Source organism: Aeromonas sp. S41-2 (assembly GCF_027705845.1).
GTDB classification, from domain to species: domain Bacteria; phylum Pseudomonadota; class Gammaproteobacteria; order Enterobacterales; family Aeromonadaceae; genus Aeromonas; species Aeromonas hydrophila.
The window spans coordinates 402,431-425,189 of the sequence record NZ_JAPDCG010000003.1 but is presented as its reverse complement, the minus strand read 5'-3'; the positions used below and the strand labels follow the sequence as shown (position 1 = coordinate 425,189).

The following is a 22,759-nucleotide window of genomic DNA, read 5'->3' as shown; positions in this document are numbered from 1 at the left end:
CGGCGGGCAGCAAGAGTAAGGACGACACATGATTGAGCAATTCTTCCGACCCGAGCAACTGGGTCAGGCTTTGGAACTCAAGGCCCGCTTTGGCAACGACGCCGTCTACATGGGGGGTGGCAGCAAGCTCAACGCCGCCCCGACCCGCACCGACAAGAAGGTCGCCATCTCGCTGGACAAGCTCGGGCTTGGCCAGATTGAGCAGCAGCACGGTCAGCTCCACATCGGCGCCACCGTCACCCTGCAAGCCCTCAAAGATGACCCGCGTACGCCGGCCGCCCTGTGCGAGGCGCTGGGGTTTGTCTACTCCCGCCATCTGCGCAATCAGGCCACCCTCGGCGGCGAAATTGCCTGCCAGCAGCAGGACTCTCCGCTACTGCCGGTACTGCTGGTGCTTGAAGCCGTGGTGGTGCTGGAGAACAACCAGCTGCAACCCATCGACGCCTACCTGGCCGGTCAGCGCAAGGAGCTGGTGCTGGGGGTGGTGCTGCCGGAGCCTGAACTGCGCTGCGCCACTCGCCGCATCAGCCGCAACGCCGACGGCCTGGCGGTGATGACGGCCGCCGTGGCCCTCGATGCTCTTGGCGAGATGCGGGTCGCCTTGGCGGGCGTGACGCCGCAGCCGATGCGTCTGCGGGATGTGGAGCGTCATGAGCTGCGGGATGCGGCGCTGGAGGCGGCGGTGAGCGCACTGATTGCGCCGCGCGCGGATCTCGGTGGCAGCGTGGCCTACAAGCGCTATATCAGCGGGGTGGTGGTGGCGGATCTGCTGGTGGAGTGCCAGCAGCAGGAGGTACAGGCATGATGGAACTCAACTTTACCCTGAACGGTGCCCTGCGCACCGTCATCACCCCGGCTGGCGAGAATGCCCAGCGGGTGCTGTTCAACCAGTGTCGGATGCACTCGGTGCGCAACAGCGACGACGGCTTTGGCTTTGCCGGCTCCGACGCCATCCTCTTCAACGGCAAGGTGATCAACGCCTCCCTGCTGATCGCCGCCCAGCTGGAGGGTGCGCAGGTGCGCACCGCCGAGTCGCTCGGCAGCTGGAACCAGCTCAGTCTGGTACAGCAGGCCATGGTGGACGTGGGCGTGGTGCAGTCCGGCTACAACGATCCGGCTGCTGCGCTCATCGTCACCGACCTGCTTGATCGCCATCCCAACCCCAGCCGTGATCAAATCGACGACGCCCTCTCGGGCCTGTTTCACCGCGACGGCGGCTACCAGCAGTTCTATCAGGCCATCGAGCTTGCCAGCTCGCGCCTCAAGGATCCCGATTACCTGTGCCAGATTGCCCCCGAGTTTCGGGGCGACTTGCGCCACATCGGCAAGAGCTGCCCGAAAGTGGACGCCGCCAAGATGGTGCAGGCCAAGCCCTGCTACGTGGAGGACAGGGTCAGCGAGGATGCGCTGGTCATCAAGATGCTGCGAAGCCCCCATCCCCATGCGGTGATCACCAAACTCGACGTGAGCCGCGCCGAAGCCATGCCGGGCGTGGTGCACGTCATCACCCACCTCAACTGCCCGGATGTCTACTACACCCCGGGTGGCCAGAGCGCCCCCGAGCCGTCACCGCTCGATCGCCGCATGTTTGGCCGCAAGCTGCGTCACGTGGGGGACAGGGTGGCCGCCGTGGTGGCCGAGAGCGAAGCCATCGCGTTGGCGGCGCTCAAACTCATCGAGGTCGAGTATCAGGTGTTGCCGGCGGTCATGAACATAGACGAGGCGATGGCCCCCAATGCACCCTTGGTGCATGACGAGCCCATCGTCTACATGGCCGGGGCGCCGGCGGATCTGGAACAGCAGAACGCCTGCTCGGTGCGCCGCGGCGACGAGCACATGATCATCAACTTCCCCATCGGCTCCCGTCCCCACGAGAACCTCGCCGCCAGCGTCCATGGCCAGATTGGCGATGTGGCCAAGGGTTTTGCCGAGGCGGACGAGATTGTCGAGCGCACCTACGAATCGACCCAGGCCCAGCAGTGCCCGACCGAGCCGCACATCTGCTTCACCTACATGGATGGGGAGCGTCTGGTCATTCACGCCTCCACCCAGGTGCCCTGGCACGTGCGCCGTCAGGTGGCGCGCATCGTCGGCATGAAACAGCACCAGGTGCATGTGATCAAGGAGCGGGTAGGGGGCGGCTTTGGCTCCAAGCAGGATATCCTGCTGGAAGAGGTGTGCGCCTGGGCGACCAAGGTCACCGGCCGTCCCGTTACCTTCCGCTACACCCGTGAAGAGGAGTTCATCAGCAACACCTCGCGCCACGTGGCCAAGGTGAAGGTGAAAGTGGGGGCCAAGAAGGATGGCACCATCACCGCCATCGAGATGGATTTTCGTGCCAACACCGGTCCTTACGGCAACCACTCTCTGACGGTGCCGAGCAACGGCCCGGCGCTCTCGCTGCCGCTCTACCCGTGCGAGAACGTGCGCTTTACCGTCAACACCTACTACAGCAACATCTGCCCGACCGGCGCCTATCAGGGTTACGGCGCGCCCAAGGGCAACTTCGCGCTGACCATGGCCATCGCGGAACTTGCCGAGAAACTCGGCATCGATCAGCTCGAGATGGTGGAGCACAACCGGGTGCATGAGGGGGACATCCTCAAGGTGCTGGGTGCCATCGGCGAGGGCAAGATGCCCACCTCGGTGCCCCATGCGGCCAGTTGTGCCCTCGAACCCATCCTCAAGCAGGGTCGCGAGCTGATTGCCTGGGACAGCCCCAAAGCCGCCGACGGGGATTGGCGCATCGGTCGTGGCGTCGCCATCATCATGCAAAAATCGGGGATCCCGGACATCGATCAGGCCAACTGCATGGTCAAGCTGGAATCGGACGGCACCTTTATCGTCCACTCCGGTGGCGCCGATATCGGCACCGGCCTCGATACCGTGGTGGCCAAGCTGACTGCCGAAGTGCTGCACTGCCCGCTCGGGGATGTGCACGTCATCTCGGGCGACACCGACCACGCCCTGTTCGACAAGGGGGCCTACGCCTCGTCAGGCACCTGCTTCTCCGGCAACGCGGCCAAGAAGGCGGCCGAGAATCTCAAGGAGAAGATCCTGTTCCATGGCGCCGCCATGCTGGGCGAGCCGGTAGCCGATGTTGAGCTGGCGTTTCCGGGCCTGGTGCGCGGCAAGCTGGGGGAGGTGAGCCTCGCCAAGCTGGCCCACAAGGCCGAGACGGGTACCGGCTTCGGTATCCTGGTGGGCACCGCCAGCTACATCACCTCGGAGCTTGCCTTCCCGTACGGGGCCAACTTCGCCGAGGTGGCGGTCAACGTCAGAACCGGCCAGATCCGGCTCGACAAGTTCTACGCCCTGCTCGACTGCGGCACCCCCATCAACCCGGAGCTGGCGCTCGGCCAGATCTACGGGGCGACCATGCGGGCCATCGGCCACTCCCTGACCGAGGAGATCTGCTACGACGGCAAGGGCATCCCGCTCACCCGGGATCTGAAGAGCTATGGCGCGCCCAAGATTGGCGACATTCCGCGCGATTTTCGGGCCTTCCTGGTGCCGAGTGACGACAAGGTCGGCCCCTACGGCGCCAAGTCCATCTCGGAGATCGGGGTCAACGGCGCCGCACCTGCCATCGCCACCGCCATCCACGACGCCTGCGGTGTCTGGCTGCGCAAGTGGCACTTCACGCCGGAGCAGATCCTGCGCGAACTGGGCAAGCTGGAGCAACAAGCGTCGGCATAACAAAAGAAAAGGTGAGGGGCGGGCGCAGGCTCGCCCCCAGCACCTGACAGCGGAATGAGTACTCCGCCCATATTCTGTGTGATGGGACAATCAAGATGTCTAAAACAACACGCAAGCACTCGGACCTGATTTACGCGCTCGAAGACAAACCACCCTTTTACCAAACCCTGATGGGGGCCGTGACCCACCTGCTGGCCATCTTCGTGCCCATGGTGACGCCGGCCCTGATCGTGGGCGGGGCCCTCGGCCTCTCCACCGAGACCACCGCCTACCTGGTCTCCATGGCGATGATCGCCTCCGGCATCGGCACCTGGCTGCAGGTGAATCGCTACGGCCCCATCGGCTCGGGGCTGCTCTCCATCCAGTCGGTCAACTTCTCCTTCGTCACCGTGATGATTGCGCTTGGCAGCGCCATGAAAAAAGATGGCCTGCACGAGGAGCTGATCGTCTCGACCCTGCTCGGGGTCTCCTTCGTCGGCGCCTTCCTGGTGATGGGATCCTCCTTCGTGCTGCCCTATCTCAAGCGGGTGATCACCCCCACCGTGAGCGGGGTGGTGGTGCTGATGATTGGCCTGAGCCTCATCAAGGTGGGGATCATCGACTTTGGCGGCGGCTTCTCCGCCATGAGCAGCGGCACCTTCGGCAAATACGAGAACATCGGCCTGGGGCTGCTGGTGCTCTGCGTCATCGTCGCCTTCAACTGCAGCAAGAGCCCCTTGCTTCGCATGAGCGGCATCGCCATCGGCCTGCTGGTGGGTTATGCGGTGGCCCTGATGCTCGGCATGGTGGATTTCTCCGCCCTTGAGAACCTGCCGCTCATCACAGTGCCTGTTCCGTTCAAGTACGGTTTTTCCTTCGATCTGCACGCCTTTGTGCTGGCCGGCACCATCTATCTGTTGAGCGTGCTGGAGGCGGTGGGGGACATCACCGCCACCGCCATGGTCTCCCACCGGCAGATCCAGGGCCCCGAGTTTCAAAAACGGCTCTCCGGCGGCGTGCTGGCGGACGGCCTGGTGTCGGTGATCGCCTCGGCGCTCGGCTCCCTGCCGCTCACCACCTTCGCCCAGAACAACGGCGTCATCCAGATGACCGGGGTGGCCTCGCGCCACGTGGGCAAGTTCATCGCCGTCATCCTGGTGCTGCTCGGCCTCTTCCCGGTGGTGGGGCGCTTCTTCACCACCATACCGTCACCGGTGATGGGGGGGGCCATGGTCATCATGTTCTCCATGATCGCCATCGCCGGCGGGCGCATCATCATCAGTCACGGCTTCGATCGGCGCGAGACCCTGATCGTCGCCACCTCGCTCGGGCTGGGGCTCGGGGTCTCCTACGACCCGAACGTGTTCAAGGTGCTGCCGGCGGGGATCTACATGCTGGTGGAGAACCCCATCTGCGCCGGCGGCATCACCGCCATCATCATGAACCTGGTGCTGCCGCAAAGCCGCAGACGCCAGGCGGCCGCCAATGCCACCGAGGCGGTGGAGCTGATCCAGCTGAGCGACAAGCCCGACACCCGTTTTGCCACCCGGCCCGCTCCGTCGGCCACCGCCCGCCAACAGGGGCTGGCGACGGACGAGGCCCAGATACGCGCCCCGCAAGTGGATCGCGGCTAACGAACAACAAGAGGGAATTGAGAGATGAAAAACGACAACTCCGTCAAGGCGGTGCGCGGCAGCTTCTTTGACATCACCCGGGTGGTGAGCCAGCCCGAGGAGATAGAGCCCAATGCCCGCCTCATCGAAGACGGCCTGCTGATCATCCGCAACGGCTGCATCGATTGGTTCGGCCAGTGGGAGGAGGGCAAGGATCGCATTCCGGTCCAGGTACGGGTGCGCGACTATCGCGGCAAGATGATAGTGCCGGGCTTTGTCGACACCCACATCCACTACCCGCAAAGCGAGATGGTGGGGGCCTATGGCGAGCAGCTGCTGGAGTGGCTCAACCGCCATACCTTCCCGGCCGAGCGGCGCTACAACGATCTCGAGTACGCCCGCGAGATGTCCACCTTCTTCATCAAGCAGCTGCTGCGAAACGGCACCACCACGGCGCTGGTGTTCGGCACCGTCCACCCCGAATCGGTGGATGCCCTGTTCGAGGCGGCCAGCCGCATCAACATGCGGATGATCGCCGGCAAGGTGATGATGGATCGCAACGCGCCAGATTATCTGCTGGATACTGCCGAGAGCAGCTATGAGCAGAGCAAGGCGCTCATCGAGCGCTGGCACGGCAACGGCCGCTTGCTCTACGCCATCACGCCGCGCTTTGCCCCTACCTCGACTCCGGCGCAGCTGGTGATGGCGAGACGACTGCGCGAAGAGTACCCGACGACCTATCTGCACACCCATCTGTGCGAGAACAAGGACGAGATAGCCTGGGTCAAATCCCTCTTCCCAGAGCATCAGGGCTATCTCGACGTCTATCACCAGCATGGGCTGACCGGCCACAACTGTGTGTTTGCCCACTGCGTCCATCTGGAAGAGCAGGAGTGGGATTGCCTGAAGGAGACGGGCTCCACCATCGCGTTTTGTCCCACCTCGAATCTGTATCTCGGCAGTGGGCTCTTCAAGCTGCACAAGGCGTGGCACAAGCAGGTGAAGGTGGGGATGGGCACCGACATCGGCGCCGGCACCACCTTCAACATGCTGCAGACCCTCAACGAGGCCTACAAGGTGATGCAGTTGCAGGGCGAGCGCCTCTCGGCCTATCAGGCCTTCTACCTGGCCACCCTGGGCGGTGCCCATGCGCTCGGGCTGGACGAGCAGATCGGCAGCTTCGCGGTGGGCAAGGAGGCGGATTTCGTGGTGCTCGACCCGGTCGCCACCCCGCTGCAGCAGCTGCGTTATGACAACTCCACCACCTTGCGCGACAAGCTGTTCGTGCTGCTGACCCTGGGGGATGACAGATCCATCTACCGCACCTATGTGGATGGTCAGCTGGTGCACGAGCGGGGCTGATCCGGTTTTCAAAGCAGAGGGGCATGCTCGCCCCGGGAACACGGCAGCAGGGGCCAGCGTGGTGCCTGCGCCGCACGACAGGCGGGGCGTTTGCCCCGCCACAGCAGGTGAAATGGCCCGGTTTTTTTAGACGGCAAGTCAAACGTTTGCCTTGCCTGCCAACCCCGTGATGCCGGCGACCGTGGCAGCAGAGATCCACGGCACCGACCGCCATTTCGTCACGACACATTCAGGGATGCAGGAAGGAGTCGGCCATGAGCCAGACAAACAGGATAAACGAGATGGACGGGGCAGTTGCGGACAAGGGGGCGGCGGCGGGACGACAGCCCGCCGGCGGCGCACTCGATCGCTACTTCATGATCAGCGAGCGGGGCAGCAACGTGCGCCAGGAGGTGCTGGCGGGGCTCACCACCTTCCTCGCCATGGTCTATTCGGTGATCGTGGTGCCCAGCATGCTCGGCAAGGCGGGCTTTCCCCCCGGCGCCGTGTTCGTGGCCACCTGTCTGGTGGCGGGCTTTGGTTCGCTGCTGATGGGGCTCTGGGCCAAGCTGCCGATGGCCATCGGCTGCGCCATCTCGCTCACCGCCTTTACCGCCTTCAGCCTGGTGCTGGGGCAGCAGATCTCCATTCCGGTGGCCCTCGGCGCCGTCTTTCTGATGGGGGTGCTGTTCACTGCCATCTCGGTGACCGGGGTGCGCAGCTGGATCCTCGATAACCTGCCGATGGGGATCGCCCACGGCACCGGCATCGGCATCGGGCTCTTCTTGCTGCTGATCGCCGCCAACGGGGTGGGGCTGGTGATCAAGAACCCGCTGGAGGGGCTGCCGGTGGCGCTGGGGGCCTTCACCTCCATGCCGGTCATCATGTCTCTCATCGGGCTGGCGGTCATCGTCGGGCTGGAGAAGCTCAAGGTGCCGGGCGGGATCCTGCTGGTGATCATCGCCATCTCCATTTTCGGTCTCATCTTCGATCCGGCGGTCAAGTACCAGGGGCTGTTTGCCATGCCGAGCCTCGCCGACGAGCAGGGCAAGTCCCTCATCTTCAGCCTGGACATCATGGGGGCGCTCTCGCCGCTGGTGCTGCCAAGCGTGCTGGCGCTGGTGATGACGGCGGTGTTTGATGCCACCGGCACCATTCGCGCCGTGGCGGGGCAGGCCAATCTGCTGGACAAGGATGGCCACATTATCAACAGCGGCAAGGCGCTCAGCGCCGACTCCATCAGCAGCATCTTCTCCGGTCTGGTGGGGGCCGCGCCGGCCGCCGTCTACATCGAATCGGCGGCGGGCACGGCGGCTGGCGGCAAGACCGGCCTCACCGCCACCGTGGTGGGGGTCTTGTTCCTGTTGATGCTGTTCCTCTCGCCGCTCTCCTACCTGGTGCCGGCCTATGCCACCGCGCCGGCGCTGATGTACGTGGGGCTCTTGATGCTGAGCAACGTCGCCCGGCTCGACTTCGATGACTTCGTCGGCGCCATGTCCGGCCTGCTGTGCGCCGTCTTCATCGTGCTCACCTGCAACATCGTCACCGGCATCATGCTGGGCTTCAGTGCCCTGGTGATCGGCCGCATCTGCTCGAAGGAGTGGCGCAAGCTCAACGTCGGCACCGTCATCATCGCCCTGGCGCTGGTGCTCTTCTATGCAGGCGGCTGGGCCATCTAGTCCGGATCATTTCCTTCTCTTGGCGGGGCCAGCCTCTCTTGGCCGGCCTCGCCCTTTAAACCGAACTCATACCATTTTGATAACGGGGCTTACCAGATTGATAACGCCGCCTAGCACTGGCGCCGCCGAGCCCTCCATGGGCTGCTGCTGCGGGGCTGGCCACGGCCATGACGGAGCGCCTGATGGGCGCCGGATGGGATCTTCTTCACACTTCTTCCCTTTGCTCGCCGCCTTTGCCCCCCGGTTGGTCTGACTTGCCGGAAACGGGCGCATATCTTGCTGTTTTTTATACCGGTTCTGTTTTTTTCTGCCTGACAAAGGACTTGCATATGTCCATAGGATTACCGCTCAAGCGGGTGGATGCCGAGGCCAAGGTGACCGGCAGCGCCCGCTACACCGACGACAACATCATGCTCGGCATGCGCCACGCCAAGTACGTGCGAAGCCATATCGCCCACGGCAAGGTGCTCACCATCGACGCCAGCGAGGCGCTGGCCCTGCACGGGGTCGAAGCCGTGTTCACCCACGAGGATGTGCCCACCACCTGTTTTCGCACCGCCGGCCACGCCTGGTCCCTCGATGAGACCAAGCGGGACGTGAAAGACCGGCGTCTGCTCACCGACCATGTGCGCCATTTTGGCGATGGCGTCGCCATCGTGGTGGCGCGCGATCCGCTGGTCGCCGAGAAGGCCGCCGCCCTGGTCAAGGTGACCTACGAGCCGCTGCCGGTGATGACGGATGCGGCCAGTGCCCTGGCCGAGGGGGCCTGTCCCATCCACCCGACCGGCAACCTGCTGCGCCAGAGCCAGATCCGGGCGGGAGAGCCGGAACAGGCCATCGCCGCCGCCGACATGCAGTTCAAGGGGCACTACCAGACGCCGGTGGTGCAGCACTGTCATCTGGAGACGGTCACCTGCTACGCCTATATGGATCAGCCGGACCACATCATCGTCGTCACCAGCACCCAGATCCCCCAGATTGTGCGCAGCCGGGTGGCCAAATCCCTCGGCCTGCCCTGGTCGAGCGTGCGGGTGATCAAGCCCTACATGGGTGGCGGTTTTGGCAACAAGCAGGATGTGCTGGAAGAGCCGATGGCGGCATTTTTGAGCTACCAGCTCGGCGGCGTGCCGGTCAAGGTGACCTTGAGCCGGGAGGAGTGCTTCTTTGCCTCCCGCACCCGCCACGGCTTTGCCATCGACGGCACTCTCGGTATCAACCGGGATGGCGCCCTCAAGGGCTATCAGCTCGACGTGCTCTCCAACACCGGCGGCTATGCCTCCCACGGCCACTCCATCGCCAGCGCCGGCGCCAACAAGATAAGCTACCTCTATCCGCGCAGCGCCTTTGGCTACGACGCCAAAACCTTCTACAGCAACCTGCCCACCGCCGGTGCCATGCGCGGTTACGGCGCGCCGCAGGTGGTGTTTGCCCTCGAATGCATGCTGGACGATGCCTGCGCCGAGTTGGGTCTGGATCCGCTTGCAGTGCGGATCGCCAACGTGGCCCGCGAGGGGGACGTCAATCAGGTTAACCAGAAGACCATCTACAGCGCCGGCTTGCCCGAATGCCTGCGCCGGGGCGGCGAGCAGTTCGAGTGGGAGCGGCTCAAGGCCGAGTGTCTGGCGCAGGATCCGGCGAGTCGGGTACGGCGCGGCATCGGGGTGGCGTGCTTTAGCTACGGCTCCAACACTTATCCGGTGGGGGTCGAAATTGCCGGCGCCCGCATGTTGCTCAACCAGGATGGCACCGTCAATCTGCAGATCGGTGCCACCGAGATAGGGCAGGGATCGGATACCGTCTTTGCCCAGATGGCGGCCCAGACCTTAGGCATTCCGTTTGAGCAGATCCGGGTCATTTCGACTCAGGATACCGACATTACCGCCTACGATCCGGGTTCGTTCGCTTCGCGCCAGAGCTATGTGGCGGCCCCCGCCATCCATCAGGCGGCGCTGCAACTGAGGGCCCGCATCTTGTCGCTGGCGGCCCAGCTCTGTCATCAGGATGTGGGATCGCTCACTCTGATCGACGGTTACGTGGTGCTGGCGGGTGCGCCGGACAAGGTGCTCATCAGCGTCGCCGAGGTATCGGTCAACGCCTACTACCACCTCACCATCGGCGGCCAGATCACCTCGGAAGTCTCTCACAAGACCACTACCAACCCGCCGAGCTTTGGCTGCACCTTCGTCGATCTCAGCGTCGACATCGATCTCTGCAAGGTGACCATCAACCGCATCCTCAACCTGCACGATGCGGGCAAGATCCTCAATCCGCAGCTGGCAGAGGGGCAGGTGCACGGCGGCATGGGGATGGGGATCGGCTGGTCCCTGTTCGAGGAGATGATCATCGACGCCAAGACCGGCGTGGTGCGCAACCCCAACCTGCTCGACTACAAATTCCCCACCATGCTGGATTTGCCCGAGCTGGAATGCGACTTCGTGCAGACCTACGAGCCCCAGTCGGTCTATGGCCACAAATCCCTGGGGGAACCGCCCATCATCTCGCCGGGCCCGGCGATCCGTAACGCCATCCGCATGGCGACCGGGGTCGCCATCAACGAGCTGCCCATCACCCCCAAGACCCTGTTTCGGGAGTTTGTCGCGGCGGGTTTGATTGGCGAGGGATCAGGGGAGGAGCAACACCATGTTTGATATTGCCCGTTACTACAAGGCGCACAACGTGGCCGAGGCGGTCGCCCTGCGTCAGGCTGACCCCGAGGCGCGTCTCCTGGCCGGTGGCACCGATGTGATGATCCAGCTGCATCACCTCAACGCCGCCTATCGCCATATCGTCGATATTCACGACTTGCCCGAGCTCAAAGGGGTGAGCGAGTTGCCTGATGGGTCGATCCGTATCGGCTCCGGCACCACCTTTACCGAGCTCATCGACAACGAGTTGGTGCAGCGCCGCCTGCCGATGCTGGCGGAAGCGGCCGCCACCATCGCCGGCCCGCAGATCCGCAACGTCGCCACCTATGGCGGCAACATCTGCAACGGTGCCACCAGTGCTGACTCGGCGGCGCCTACCGTCGCGCTCGAGGCCGAGCTTGAGATTGCTGGCCCTAACGGCACACGCCGCATCCCCATCGCCGGTTTTCACACCGGCCCCGGCAAGGTGGCGCTGCAACCGGCGGAAATTCTGGTGGCATTTCACTTTGCGCCGGATTCTCACCCTCATGTGGGCTCCCACTACTTCAAATACGCCATGCGGGGCGCCATGGATATCGCCACCATCGGCTGCGCCGCCTACTGCCAGATTGAGGGTGGCCACTTCAAGCGCCTGCGGCTGGCCTACGGGGTGGCGGCCCCAACGCCGGTGCGCACCCCTCACGCCGAAGCAGCGGCCGAGGGGCAACCCCTGACTCGTGCCACACTGGCAGCCATTGCCGAGGCGGTGGTGGCCGATGTGGCGCCGCGATCCTCCTGGCGGGCAGAGAAGGAGTTTCGCCTGCATCTCATCAAAACCCTGGCGCAGCGGGTGATCACCTGCGCCGTCGAACGTGCCGGAGGCCAGATCCTATGATGCAACCGCAAAGCTGTCCCACTGTTGCGATCCAGTGCGAGATCAACGGCAAGCCTTACTCCTATGCTGTGTCGCCCACCATGTCGCTGCTTCACTTCCTGCGTGGGCAGGGGCTCATCAGCGTGAAAGAGGGGTGCAGTGTCGGTGAGTGCGGCGCCTGTACCGTGCGGGTGGATGGCACGGCCATCGACAGCTGCCTCTATCTGGCGGTGTGGGCCGATGGCAAATCCATTCGCACCGTGGAGGGGGAGCGGCAGGGCAACGAGCTCTCCGACGTGCAGCAGGCCTTTATCGACGAGGGGGCGGTGCAGTGCGGTTTTTGCACCCCGGGGCTCGTGATGGCGAGCGCTGCCCTGCTCGACAAGACCGAACGCCGCCCTTTGACTGATGCGGAGATCCGCCGCGGGCTGTCGGGGAATCTGTGCCGCTGCACCGGTTATCAGAACGTGGTGCGGGCGGTGAAGAAGTGCTGCAAGGGGTGACGGGGTCGCCCCTCGATGAGCCTCTTAAACCGTCGTTCGGCAGCGAGGTGACAACGCCTGAAATAGGCCGGGAGGGTTATTTTCACCCCGCCGCTCAAGCGCGCATCCCGTTATTTCGGGCGGGCAATGGAGGGCGCCTATCCCGTGTCGCCCATCTGCACGCCTGAATAATAAATAGGCTGCTGCGTGTGGCAGCCGGTGGGGTGGCAAGGGACTGTTTTTACGCGATATGTCAGCTTGTGTCGCCATCTTGTGCGCCGCCTTTGCCTATTGGCGACAGCAAATACCGGCGGGCGGGAAATAACGGAAAATAATGGCAAGGGGTCTGAAAAAAGCCCCCTTTTTTGTCACGTGGTCGCAACATTTTTCTGTAATTGTTAGCCAGCTCGCGGTGACCCTTCGCTGAAACGGGCAGAGTAGGCGCCATGGTCGGCGAAGGCCGCCATGATGCGCAATCAGGGTTGTAATCAGGTGCTGCGGCCCGCTTGGCGGGGCGCAAAACATAACATCAAAAAGAAAAAGGAAACTGGCATGTCAGGAAGACACTCTCTGGTAGCGCTGGCCGTCGGGCTGGCGCTGGCGGGACCGGCACAGGCACAGCTGCTCATCAGCGAATACCTGGAAGGCTCGGGCAACAACAAGGCGGTGGAGCTGAGCAACCTCGGCAGCGACCTCGTCGATCTCTCCCAATATCGGTTGGCACTCTACGCCAACGGCAAACCCATCAGCGAATCACCCACCAACAGCCTGGCGCTGCAAGGCACGCTGGCCCCGGGCGCCACCCTGGTGCTGGCCAACCCCTCCGCCAGCAGCGAGATCCTGGCCAAGGCCAACCGCACCAGCGGCAACCTGGTGTTCAACGGTGACGACGCCCTGGTGCTCTATCGCGGCAGCGAAATAATCGACAGCTTCGGCCAGGTCGGTGTGGATCCGGGCACGGCCTGGGTGTCGGGCAACGTCTCGACCCTGGACATGACCCTGCGCCGCAAGGCCACCGTCACCACGGGGCGGACTGATGCAACCGCCCCCTTCGATCCGGCGCAGGAATACGTGGCCGCCCCGAAAGATGACGCCAGTGGCCTGGGTTGCAGCGGCGATGGTCCCTGCGATGGTACCCAGCCGCCCGCCTTCGTCTGCCCGGTGGATAGCCTGGTGCCGGTGCCCGCCATTCAGGGCCCCGGCAGCAGCAGCCCGCTGGTGCCGGCCGGCAAGTTCGAATCGGAACAGGCCTACGCCACCCGTGGCGTGGTGACTCAGGTGGTCAGCGGCCTCTACAAGGGTTTCTTCATTCAAGATGAGCAGGGGGACGGCGATCCGGCCACCTCCGACGGCCTCTTCGTCTACAGCACCAAGGCCAATGCTGCCATCGTGCCGGGGGCCGAAGTGTGCGTCTCTGGCAAGGTGAAGGAGTATTTCAACCAGACCCAGCTCAACGCCGACGAGCTGGTGGTGACCCGGCCGCTGGGGGCCATCCCGGCTGCAGTGGATCTGCTGCCGGTGGCGGGCGAGAGCCTGAGCCAGCTGCTGGAACGTCACGAGGGGATGCAGGTTCGGCTGGTGCCGGGCTCCAGCCTGGTGGTGACCCGCAACTTCAGCTTCGATTACGACGGCAAGCGCAACAATCTGGTGCTGGCCTATGGCGCGCCGCTCATCAAGTCGACCCAGAAATTTGCCGCCATGAGCCAGGAGGCGAGCAACTGGGCCCTGCGCAACCAGCAGAACCAGCTGGTGGTGGAGACCGACGCCAAGGCGCCGGACGGTGTGCTGCCCTGGTTCCCCGGCTTCAATGCCGAGGACGGTTACCTGCGCATCGGCGACAAGCTCAACGGGCTGGAGGGGGCGCTTGGCTACTCCTACAACCTGTTCCGACTGGTGGCCAGCAACCGTATTGACGCTAGCCAGATAGATCACAGTGGCTGGGATCGGGTGGAAACGCCGGAACTTGCCGAGGCGGGGGATCTGCGGGTCGCCAGCTTCAACGTGCTCAACTTTTTCACCACGGTCGTGGGGGGCGATGCCAACCCCACCGGCAGCAACCGGGGCGCCTTGACGGTGGCGGAGTTCGAGCTGCAGCGCACCAAGATCGTCAGCGCCATCACCCGCCTCAATGCCGACGTGGTGGGGCTGATGGAGATCGAGAACAACGGCTACGGCGACAACTCCGCCATCGCCAACCTGGTGGCGGCCTTGAACGCTGCCCAGCCGGATGAGGCGGATCACTACCGCTGGATTGCCTCGCCGGATGGCAAGCCCATCGGTACCGATGCCATCACGGTGGGGCTCATCTACCGACCCGCCAAGGTGACCCCGGAGGGGGCCGCCAGCCTCATCGCGCTGCCGGTACAGCAGGCCGAGGCGGTGGACGCCAGCGGCAAGCCGGTGACCATCAACCAGGGGATGCGCGAGTCGCTGGTGCAGCGCTTCAGCTCACCCAAGGGGGATGCACCGCTGACCCTGGTGGTCAACCACCTCAAGTCCAAGGGCTCCGCCTGCTTCGAGGATTACCCCGACTATGCCACTGCCGATCCGCTGGATGGCCAGGGCCACTGCAATGCGCTGCGGGTCTCCGCCGCCAAGGTGCTGGGGGAGCATCTCAAGGATCTGGCCGGGGATCTGCTGCTCATCGGCGACATGAACGCCTACGGCATGGAGGATCCCATCCGGGTGCTGACCAACTATGATCCGGCCGCCCAATCGCGCCAGATCATGAGCGCCTCCTTCACCACTCTGGCGGGCCAGCCCTTCGAGGAGAGCGGCAGCGCACTGGGCAAGGGGTATGGCCTTATCAACCTCAACACCCGCTTCCACGGCACCGACACCTACTCCTACAGCTACGAAGGGGAGCTCGGCAACCTGGATCACGCCCTGGCAAACCCGAGCCTCGCGGCCAAGGTGATCGGCATCGAGGATTGGCACATCAACTCCGCCGAGAGCAACTTCTTCGAGTACGGCACTAAGTACAGCGGCCAGCTGGCGAAATCCGAAGGGCCCTTCAGCGCCTCGGATCACGATCCCGTGCTGGTAGCCATCCAGTATCCGCTACCGCCTGCCGGGGTATTGAGCCTCGAGAGCGCCGCTGCCAACGTGGAGGAGGGCAACACCCTGGCCTTGAGCGTGGCGCGCCGCGATGGCACCTATGGGGAGGTCAGCGTCAGCTACCGCATTGCCTACGGCAGCGCCGATGCCAACGACGTGGCACCGCTCACCGGCACCCTGCACTGGGCCGCCGGGCAGAGCGACAGCCAGACCATCAGCATCCCGGTGAAGAGCGACACCCTGCGCGAAGGGGACGAGACCTTTACCCTGGAGCTATTTGACCCGAGTGGCGCGACCCTGGGCGAGCAGCACCAGACCCTGGTGACCATCAAGGACAAGCTGGCGCCGTCCACCATCTCGCTGGCGCGCGCCAGCCTGACGGTGAACGAGGGGCAGTGGTTTGCCGAGATACCGCTGGTGCGCAGCGGCGATCTGAGCAAGCCGGCCCGGGCCCGGGTGGCTCTTGACGGAGTCACGGCGCGCTGGGGGCTGGATTTCCTGCCCTGGTTCGGTCAGTCGGTGAGCTGGGCCGCGGGCGAGGGGGGCAGCAAGTCGGTCAAGGTGCTGATCATCGATGACTGGTTCGTCGAGCCCACCGAGCAGTTCAAGGTGAGCCTGGCTGCATTGCAAGGTGGCCAGCCGGGCAACCTGCAGGAGACCCGGGTCGACATTCTGGACAACGACAAGTCCTGGTGGCCCTTCGGTCGCCACTGAGGATGACTTCTCAATATGAAAAGGGGCCTGCGGGCCCCTTTCTGTTGTCAGTCATCTTGCTGTTGTCAGCCGGGAGCGCCGAAAACAGCGAGGCCCATCACCAGGATGGGCCTCTGAGCGGGACAGGCTGACGGGATCAGCTGCCGCTCTGGGAGCCGTCGATCACCAGCTTGCCATCCTTGACCGGGATGGTGGCGCCGGGGGCCTTGTTCATGCGGATCACCCCCTCCTGACCGGCGAGGCGGTAGGTGACGTCATAGCCCAGGGTGCGGGTACTGCTCTCCTGCACCGTCTTGCAGCGCTGCTCGGTGGTGGTGTAGGTATCACCGGCCTGCATGTTGCCCTGCACCTGGTTGCCGGCATAGCCACCCGCCACGGCGCCCGCGGCGGTCGCCACCTTCTTGCCGTTGCCGCCACCGAACTGGTTGCCGAGCACCCCGCCCAGCGCCGCGCCGACCACGGTACCCAGGATCTTGTGCTCGTCTTGCACCGGTTTGCGGTGGGTCACGGTGACGTTGCGACACTCCTGACGGGGGGTCTTGATGGTCTCGGTCACCGCTTTGCTGGCCAGCACTTCGGCGAACTGAGGCTGTGATGAAAACAGGGATCCGCTGGCGGCGGCTGACAAGGCCAGCGCAGAGGCCACACCGATCCCGACTCCTGCCAACATGGATTTGTTCATTTTCTCTTCTCCTCAAATGCATCACGGGATGCGTCTCTTGCTTGCGGTCATCTTGGCACAAGGGCAAGGAGGCACAAGGCAAAGCCGATGCGGGCACGACAGCCCCTGACTGCACCGAAAAGAGCCTCGTCAAAAAGGTGTCGGGCTTTGGCGACAAAGGCGGGAGGAAGGCAGCAAACGCGATCTGCGAGTGGCATTTTGCGATTCAGGTGGGCCTATTTTCCCATTTTGCGCCAATCTGTTGCCACCGCCAGCTGGCGCAGTGGCAAACAAGGGGGGCCTAGTCGTCAACAAGGGCCAGTCAGGGCGCGCCAACCGCTTGATAAATCACTGTTGCCAGGATGGCTGGCGGCCGATAACAGATCACGGCAAGCATTATGCTTGCTCTGTTGGCAGAGAGGATCAATCGCGCGTCTCTGGCGGCCAGCAGCAATGTGAGCCGGCAGGCGCCACCCGCAGCCAGGCCAGTTCGGCTGCGGTCATCCGGTCAGCAAGGGGGTTCATATGTCGATGCTGCCAAGATGGATACAACCGGCCGTGCAGGCCGGTATCATCACCCGGGAACAAGCCCAGCGGCTGCTGGACTCCCTCTATCAACCCCTCTGTGAGACGGCGCAGGAGCTGCCCGCCGACCTTGCCGACATCAGCCTCAAGCTCTTCTGTTTTCGCCAGCAGCACAGGGTGCGCCACTAGGCTTTCCAGATCTGCGCCCTGGATAAGGCATGACCCCCGCCGGGGCGGGGGCCATGTGCCCTAGATCAGCATCACCTGCGCCACCAGCATCAGGGCGCCAAATCCCAGCACGAAGCCCACCATGGGCAGCACGAACCTGACCCACTGGTTGAACTGGATGCCGAGCATCTGCAGGGTGACCAGCACCAGTCCGGTGGGGGCCAGGAACAGCATGGCGTATTGCCCCCAGTTGTAGGCCGACACCACGATGTAGCGCGGGATCATCACGGTATCGGCGAGCGGCGCCATGATGGGCATGGAGAGCACCGCCAGTCCCGAGGAGGAGGGCACCACCAGCCCCAGCAGGGTGAACACCAGCATCTGGGCCACCGCAAACACGGCGCCGTGCATGCCGGCCACCAGACTGGAGGCATAAGCCAGGATGGTGTCCGAGATCATCCCCTGATCCAGCACCAGGTTGACCCCCCGCGCCAGCCCGATGATGAGCGACACCGCCACCAGTTCTGACGCCCCCTGAGTGAAGGCCTCGACCGCCTCTTTCTCCCTGAGACCGGAGATGAAGATGATGACGATGGCGACGGCCAGGAAGGAGGCCGCCATCTGCGGGAACCACCAGCCAGCCATGGAGACGCCCCACACCATCAGGGGGAAGGCAAGGATAAACAGGGTCAGGATGATCTTGCGGCGCAGGGTGAAGGGGACCCCTTCATCGAGGGAGCCCTCTTTCAGGAAGCGGGCCCGAAAGCTCTCTCTGTCTTCATAGGTGTAGGAGAAGGCCGGGTTGGCCTTGATCTTCTTGCAGTACCAGTAGAGATAACCGATCACCACCAGGGTGCCCACCAGACAGCCGACGGCGCGAAAGCTCAGCCCCTCGGTAAAGGGGATGCCGGCAGCGTTGGAGGCGATCACCACCGAGAAGGGGTTGATGGTGGAGAAGGTGGTGCCCATGGAGGCGGCCAGGAAGATGGCCCCCACGCAGACGATGGCGTCATAGCCGAGCGCCAGAAAGATGGGCACCAGGATGGGATAGAAGGCGACGGCCTCCTCCTCCAGTCCGCAGGTGGTGCCCCCCAGCGCCATCACAAAGCAGACCAGCGCCACAAACAGGAACTCGTTGCCGCGGGTCTTGTGCGACAGCGCCACCAGCCCCGCATTGAAGGCACCGGTCTTGTTGATGACGCCGATAAGCCCCCCCAGCACCAGGATGAAGACGATGATGTCGGCCCCCTCTATGGTGCCCTTGACCATGCTCACCGCCACGTCGGAGAGTCCCTTCGGCGCCTGGGCCAGCCGCTCATAGGTGCCGGGGATGGCGATGGGCTTGCGGATGGTGCCATTGACGAACTGCTCCACCCCGATATTGATGTCGAGCCTGGTCAGCTCATCCTGAGTGGCGGGCACGCGCCGGGTTTCCCCTTGCGGCGTATTGATGGTCAGCATATGGCTGGCGGCATTATAAGAGAGCTTGGCATAGGCGCCCGCCGGAATTATCCAGGTGAGGGCGATGGCCAACAACATAATCAAAAACAAAATGGTAAACGCGGTGGGAAATTGTCTGCGGGTCTGGGTATTCGGCTCGGCACACATAAAATGCTCCTCGATAAAGCAGGTTCGGGCTCGGCGGAATATCGGGTCGATAGGGTTCCTTCGTCATGCAGCGGGAGTGCGCAAACTCACTGGTTGTGGCGCATCGTATGGCGAGAAATCTGGCCTGATATTGAACATCCGGTAGATTGTTTCACCAAGAAACCATAACCCGCCGAGGGGAAGCATGAACAGCACTGCGGGCCTGCTTTATGGAAGCCGTCACAAAATATATTTAATGAGTGATTTGCCATTAATTTATTGGCAATAAAACGATGCGCTTGCTTATGCCATAAATATCCAAACGGTAATATTTATAAATATATCCATATCGGCAAGCCTGCAACCTGATATGCCCAGCTTGCATGCCAATATCAGCATATTCATTATTTGCCGGGTTTTATGCCGAGGATATTGGCCGTCGACATTTGTCGCTGAAAAAAAAGCCACCAGAATGCAGCTCAGTCAGATTAGCGGCGCCGGCGCAGCGCCTCTAAGACGTTTTGCTAATACCAGTGGCCATCGCCTCGCGCTAGGCTGTGATCCCCGATACGAGCACCCTCTGGCAGGACGCCAGACGATGGTTGCCGGCGCTCCCAGGAGCGCACCGCTTTTGCTACCTGTGAGGAAGGAACCCGATGACAGAGCAGAACATCTATCAGCGAGATCTGGAAAAAAATCCCGCCAATTACCAGGCGCTGACCCCCATCAGCTTTCTGGGGCGGGCCGCCCGGGTCTACCCCGACTATCCGGCGCTGATCCACGGCCCTCTGCGCCAGAGCTGGGCCCAGACCGAGCGACGCTGTCGCCAGCTGGCCTCGGCCCTGCGCCGCCGCGGCATCGGTGAGGGGGATACCGTCTCCATCGTCGCCCCCAATACCCCGGCCATGTTCGAGGCCCACTTCGGGGTGCCCATGAGCGGCGCCGTGCTCAACACCATCAACACCCGGCTCGATGCCGAGTCGATGGCCTTTATCTTCCAGCATGCCCAGAGCAAGGTGGTGCTGGTGGACCGGGAGTTTGGCGCCGTGGTGCGCAAGGCATTGGCATTGATTGAACTCGCGCCGCTCCTCATCGCCATCGACGATCCCCTCTACCGAGAGGGGGAGCTGGTCAGCGACCTCGACTATGAGGCGTTTCTTGCCGAGGGCAATGGGGATGAGCCCGGCTGGCTGCCGCAAGATGAGTGGCAGGCGATCTCGCTTAACTACACCTCCGGCACCACCGGCAACCCCAAGGGGGTGGTCTATCACCATCGCGGCGCCCACCTCAATGCGGTCAACAACGTGCTCTCCTGGGAGCTGCCCAAGCACAGCGTCTATCTCTGGACCCTGCCGATGTTTCACTGCAACGGCTGGTGCTTCCCCTGGACCCTGGCGGCGACGGCCGGGGTGAGCGTCTGCCTGCGCCATGTGCAGGCGGCGGCCATCTATGAGGCGCTGCACGAGCACAAGGTGACCCATTTTTGCGCCGCCCCCATCGTACTCAACATGCTCAACAACGCCGATCCGGCCCTCAAACGCGGGCTCGACCATCCCATCAAGGCGATGACGGCAGGCGCGGCGCCCCCCGCCACCGTGATCGCCGGCATGGAGGCGATGGGGATCGCCGTGACCCACGTCTACGGCCTCACCGAAACCTATGGCCCCTGCGTGCTGTGCGAACCGCAAAGAAGCTGGCAGGGGCAGGATGCCACCACGCTGTCGCGTCTGAAAGCACGCCAGGGGGTAGCCTCACCGCTGCAGGGGGAGATGCGGGTCATCAACCCGGTCAGCGGCGAGCCCGTCCCCCAGGACGGCAAGACCATGGGCGAAATCGTGCTGCGCGGCAATGTGGTGATGAAGGGCTATCTCAAGAATCCTTCTGCCAGCGCCGAGGCGATGGCGGAGGGGTGGTTTCGCAGCGGCGATCTGGCGGTGTGGCACCCGGACGGTTACGTGGAGATCAAGGACAGATCCAAGGACATCATCATCTCGGGCGGGGAGAACATCTCCAGTCTGGAGGTGGAGGACGTGCTCTATCGCCATCCCGATGTGGACGAGGTGGCAGTGATCGCCATGCCGGACGAGAAGTGGGGGGAGGTCCCCTGCGCCTTCGTCAAGCTCAAGGAGGGGCGCGAACTCACCCAGGCTGAACTCATCGCGTTTTGCCGCGAGCAGATGGCCCACTTCAAGGCCCCCAAGCGAATCATCTTCACCCCGCTGCCGAAGACCTCCACCGGCAAGGTGCAGAAATTTATGCTGCGCCAGCAGCTGGGCAGTTGAGGTGGTGACAGCCGTAAAACAAAACGGGCCAGATGGCCCGTTTTGTCGATATGAGTTCAACAATTATTTGTTGTGCCGCTCATATAGCCGCTGCACCACATCCTTCAACGCCAGCCCTTCGTTTTGCAGCAGCGCTGTGAGGTGGTAGAGCAGATCGGCGGATTCGTTGATGAGCTCCTCTCTGTCTTTCGCCATCGCGGCCAGTGCCACTTCGACACCCTCTTCACCCACCTTCTGGGCGATGCGCTTGGTGCCCTTGGCATAGAGGCTGGCGGTGTAGCTGGTGGCCGGATCCGCGCCTTTGCGTGCTGCCAGGATCTGCTCGAGCTCGGCCAGGAAGCCGAGCGGCGGCACGGGGTGACCGTCGAAGCAGGAGGGGTTGCCCAGATGGCAGGTGGGGCCGACGGGGTTGGCGGCGATCAGCAGGGAGTCCTGATCGCAGTCGGTGGTGATGGCGACCAGCTGGAGCACATGGCCCGAGCTCTCCCCCTTGGTCCAGAGGCGCTGCTTGCTGCGGCTGAAGAAGGTGACCTGGCCGCTGGCCTGGGTCTTTGCCAGCGCCTCGCGGGTCATGAAACCCTGCATCAGCACTTCGCCGCTGGCGGCATGCTGGACGATGGCGGGGATCATGCCGTCACATTTTGCCCAGTCCAGGCGTTCGGCGAGCGACTGCTCGTTGTTTACTGCTTGATTATTCACGGATGGCGACTCCTTCGGTTTTCAGCCAGCGTTTCAGTTCGGGAATGGGGATAAGGCCTTTGTGGAACACGGAGGCGGCCAGCGCCCCGTCCACGTCGGCGAGGGTGAAGGCATCGCGAAAGTGCTCCATGGCACCGGCGCCGCCGGAGGCGATGAGCGGCACCTTGCAGACGGCCCGCACCAGCTTGAGTTGCTCGAGATCATAGCCCTGGCGCATGCCATCCTGGTTCATCACGTTCAGCACGATTTCACCGGCGCCACGCTTTTGCGCCTCCTCGACCCAGTCGAGGGTATGCCAGGCGGTGGTGCGGGTGCGGCTCTCGTCGCCGGTAAACTGTTTGACCTGATAGTGACCGCTCTGCGCATCAAAATAGGAGTCGATGCCCACCACCACGCACTGCACGCCGAAGCGTTCGGCCAGTCGGGTGATAAGGGTGGGATCGGCCAGCGCCGGCGAGTTGATGGAGACCTTGTCCGCCCCGAACTCCAGGATCTGGCGGGCATCCTCCACGCTCTTGATGCCGCCGGCGACGCAGAAGGGAATGTCGATGACTTCGGCCACCCGGCTCACCCAGCTCTTGTCCACCACCCGCTCATCGCTCGAGGCGGTGATGTCGTAGAACACCAGCTCGTCGGCCCCTTCGCTGGCGTAGCGGCGGGCGAGCTCGACGATGCCGCCCATCACCTCGTGATTACGAAACTGCACTCCCTTGACCACCACGCCATCTTTGACGTCGAGGCAGGGGATAATACGCTTTGACAACATGCTCGTTGC

At 63.4% G+C, this 22,759-nt stretch carries 15 protein-coding genes; 11 read left to right on the top strand and 4 right to left on the bottom strand.

Translation table 11 applies throughout. The features are described from left to right. Positions 1–28 precede the first annotated feature (28 nt). The 9 genes from ygfM (at position 29) to OKC44_RS09800 (ending at position 16,062) form a co-directional block, all read left to right on the top strand. Positions 29–805, top strand: a complete 777-nt coding sequence (ygfM, locus tag OKC44_RS09840) for a molybdopterin-dependent oxidoreductase FAD-binding subunit (RefSeq protein ID WP_011706029.1) — start codon at positions 29–31, stop codon at positions 803–805. Beyond that, entirely contained in the window at positions 802–3,699 is a 2,898-nt protein-coding gene (locus OKC44_RS09835) for a molybdopterin-dependent oxidoreductase Mo/Fe-S-binding subunit (RefSeq protein ID WP_202795490.1), read from the top strand. Before ygfM ends, OKC44_RS09835 begins: the two co-directional genes overlap by 4 nt. A gap of 95 nt (positions 3,700–3,794) precedes the next feature. Then, a complete protein-coding gene (locus OKC44_RS09830; protein ID WP_011706031.1) occupies positions 3,795–5,312 on the top strand; it encodes a nucleobase:cation symporter-2 family protein in 1,518 nt (505 codons plus the stop codon). Between the two features lie 24 nt (positions 5,313–5,336). Continuing rightward, entirely contained in the window at positions 5,337–6,653 is a 1,317-nt protein-coding gene (gene guaD, locus OKC44_RS09825; RefSeq protein WP_011706032.1) for a guanine deaminase, read from the top strand. 281 nt (positions 6,654–6,934) lie between these two features. After that, positions 6,935–8,311: an NCS2 family permease gene (locus tag OKC44_RS09820; RefSeq protein WP_011706033.1), complete on the top strand. Its 1,377-nt coding sequence runs from the start codon at positions 6,935–6,937 to the stop codon at positions 8,309–8,311. Positions 8,312–8,640: 329 nt separating this feature from the next. Further along, positions 8,641–10,959 carry a xanthine dehydrogenase molybdenum-binding subunit XdhA gene (gene xdhA / locus OKC44_RS09815; protein WP_270812539.1) on the top strand — a complete coding sequence of 773 codons (2,319 nt, stop codon included), beginning with the start codon at positions 8,641–8,643 and terminating at the stop codon, positions 10,957–10,959. Next, on the top strand, positions 10,952–11,830 hold the full coding sequence (xdhB, locus tag OKC44_RS09810; RefSeq protein ID WP_270812535.1) for a xanthine dehydrogenase FAD-binding subunit XdhB: 879 nt from the start codon (positions 10,952–10,954) through the stop codon (positions 11,828–11,830). Before xdhA ends, xdhB begins: the two co-directional genes overlap by 8 nt. After that, positions 11,827–12,312, top strand: coding sequence for a xanthine dehydrogenase iron sulfur-binding subunit XdhC (xdhC, locus tag OKC44_RS09805; protein ID WP_065477407.1), 486 nt, complete (start codon positions 11,827–11,829; stop codon positions 12,310–12,312). The genes xdhB and xdhC overlap by 4 nt, the downstream gene beginning before the upstream one ends. Positions 12,313–12,843: 531 nt before the next feature. Continuing rightward, positions 12,844–16,062: an ExeM/NucH family extracellular endonuclease gene (locus tag OKC44_RS09800; RefSeq protein ID WP_270812532.1), complete on the top strand. Its 3,219-nt coding sequence runs from the start codon at positions 12,844–12,846 to the stop codon at positions 16,060–16,062. Positions 16,063–16,198: 136 nt separating this feature from the next. Here OKC44_RS09800 and OKC44_RS09795 read toward each other — a convergent pair whose 3' ends face one another. Further along, positions 16,199–16,744, bottom strand: coding sequence for a glycine zipper 2TM domain-containing protein (locus OKC44_RS09795; RefSeq protein ID WP_010633922.1), 546 nt, complete (start codon positions 16,742–16,744; stop codon positions 16,199–16,201). Between the two features lie 504 nt (positions 16,745–17,248). Here OKC44_RS09795 and OKC44_RS09790 point away from each other — a divergent pair. Further along, positions 17,249–17,437 carry a hypothetical protein gene (locus OKC44_RS09790; RefSeq protein WP_017764436.1) on the top strand — a complete coding sequence of 63 codons (189 nt, stop codon included), beginning with the start codon at positions 17,249–17,251 and terminating at the stop codon, positions 17,435–17,437. A 60-nt stretch (positions 17,438–17,497) separates the two neighbouring features. On the opposite strand, the gene OKC44_RS09785 is transcribed toward OKC44_RS09790, so the two are convergent. Next, positions 17,498–19,024 (bottom strand): YfcC family protein, encoded by a 1,527-nt coding sequence (locus OKC44_RS09785; protein WP_219312469.1) that lies wholly within the window; start codon positions 19,022–19,024, stop codon positions 17,498–17,500. Between the two features lie 635 nt (positions 19,025–19,659). Between OKC44_RS09785 and OKC44_RS09780 the strand changes: the two genes are divergently transcribed. After that, the gene (locus tag OKC44_RS09780) at positions 19,660–21,285 is read left to right on the top strand and encodes an acyl-CoA synthetase (protein WP_270812529.1); all 1,626 of its coding nucleotides are present in this window, start codon (positions 19,660–19,662) and stop codon (positions 21,283–21,285) included. 63 nt (positions 21,286–21,348) lie between these two features. On the opposite strand, the gene hisIE is transcribed toward OKC44_RS09780, so the two are convergent. Together hisIE and hisF are read right to left on the bottom strand one after the other, a co-directional pair. Further along, the gene (gene hisIE, locus OKC44_RS09775) at positions 21,349–21,984 is read right to left on the bottom strand and encodes a bifunctional phosphoribosyl-AMP cyclohydrolase/phosphoribosyl-ATP diphosphatase HisIE (RefSeq protein WP_270812528.1); all 636 of its coding nucleotides are present in this window, start codon (positions 21,982–21,984) and stop codon (positions 21,349–21,351) included. After that, positions 21,977–22,750: an imidazole glycerol phosphate synthase subunit HisF gene (gene hisF / locus OKC44_RS09770; RefSeq protein WP_011706044.1), complete on the bottom strand. Its 774-nt coding sequence runs from the start codon at positions 22,748–22,750 to the stop codon at positions 21,977–21,979. The genes hisIE and hisF overlap by 8 nt, the downstream gene beginning before the upstream one ends. Positions 22,751–22,759: the final 9 nt, after the last annotated feature.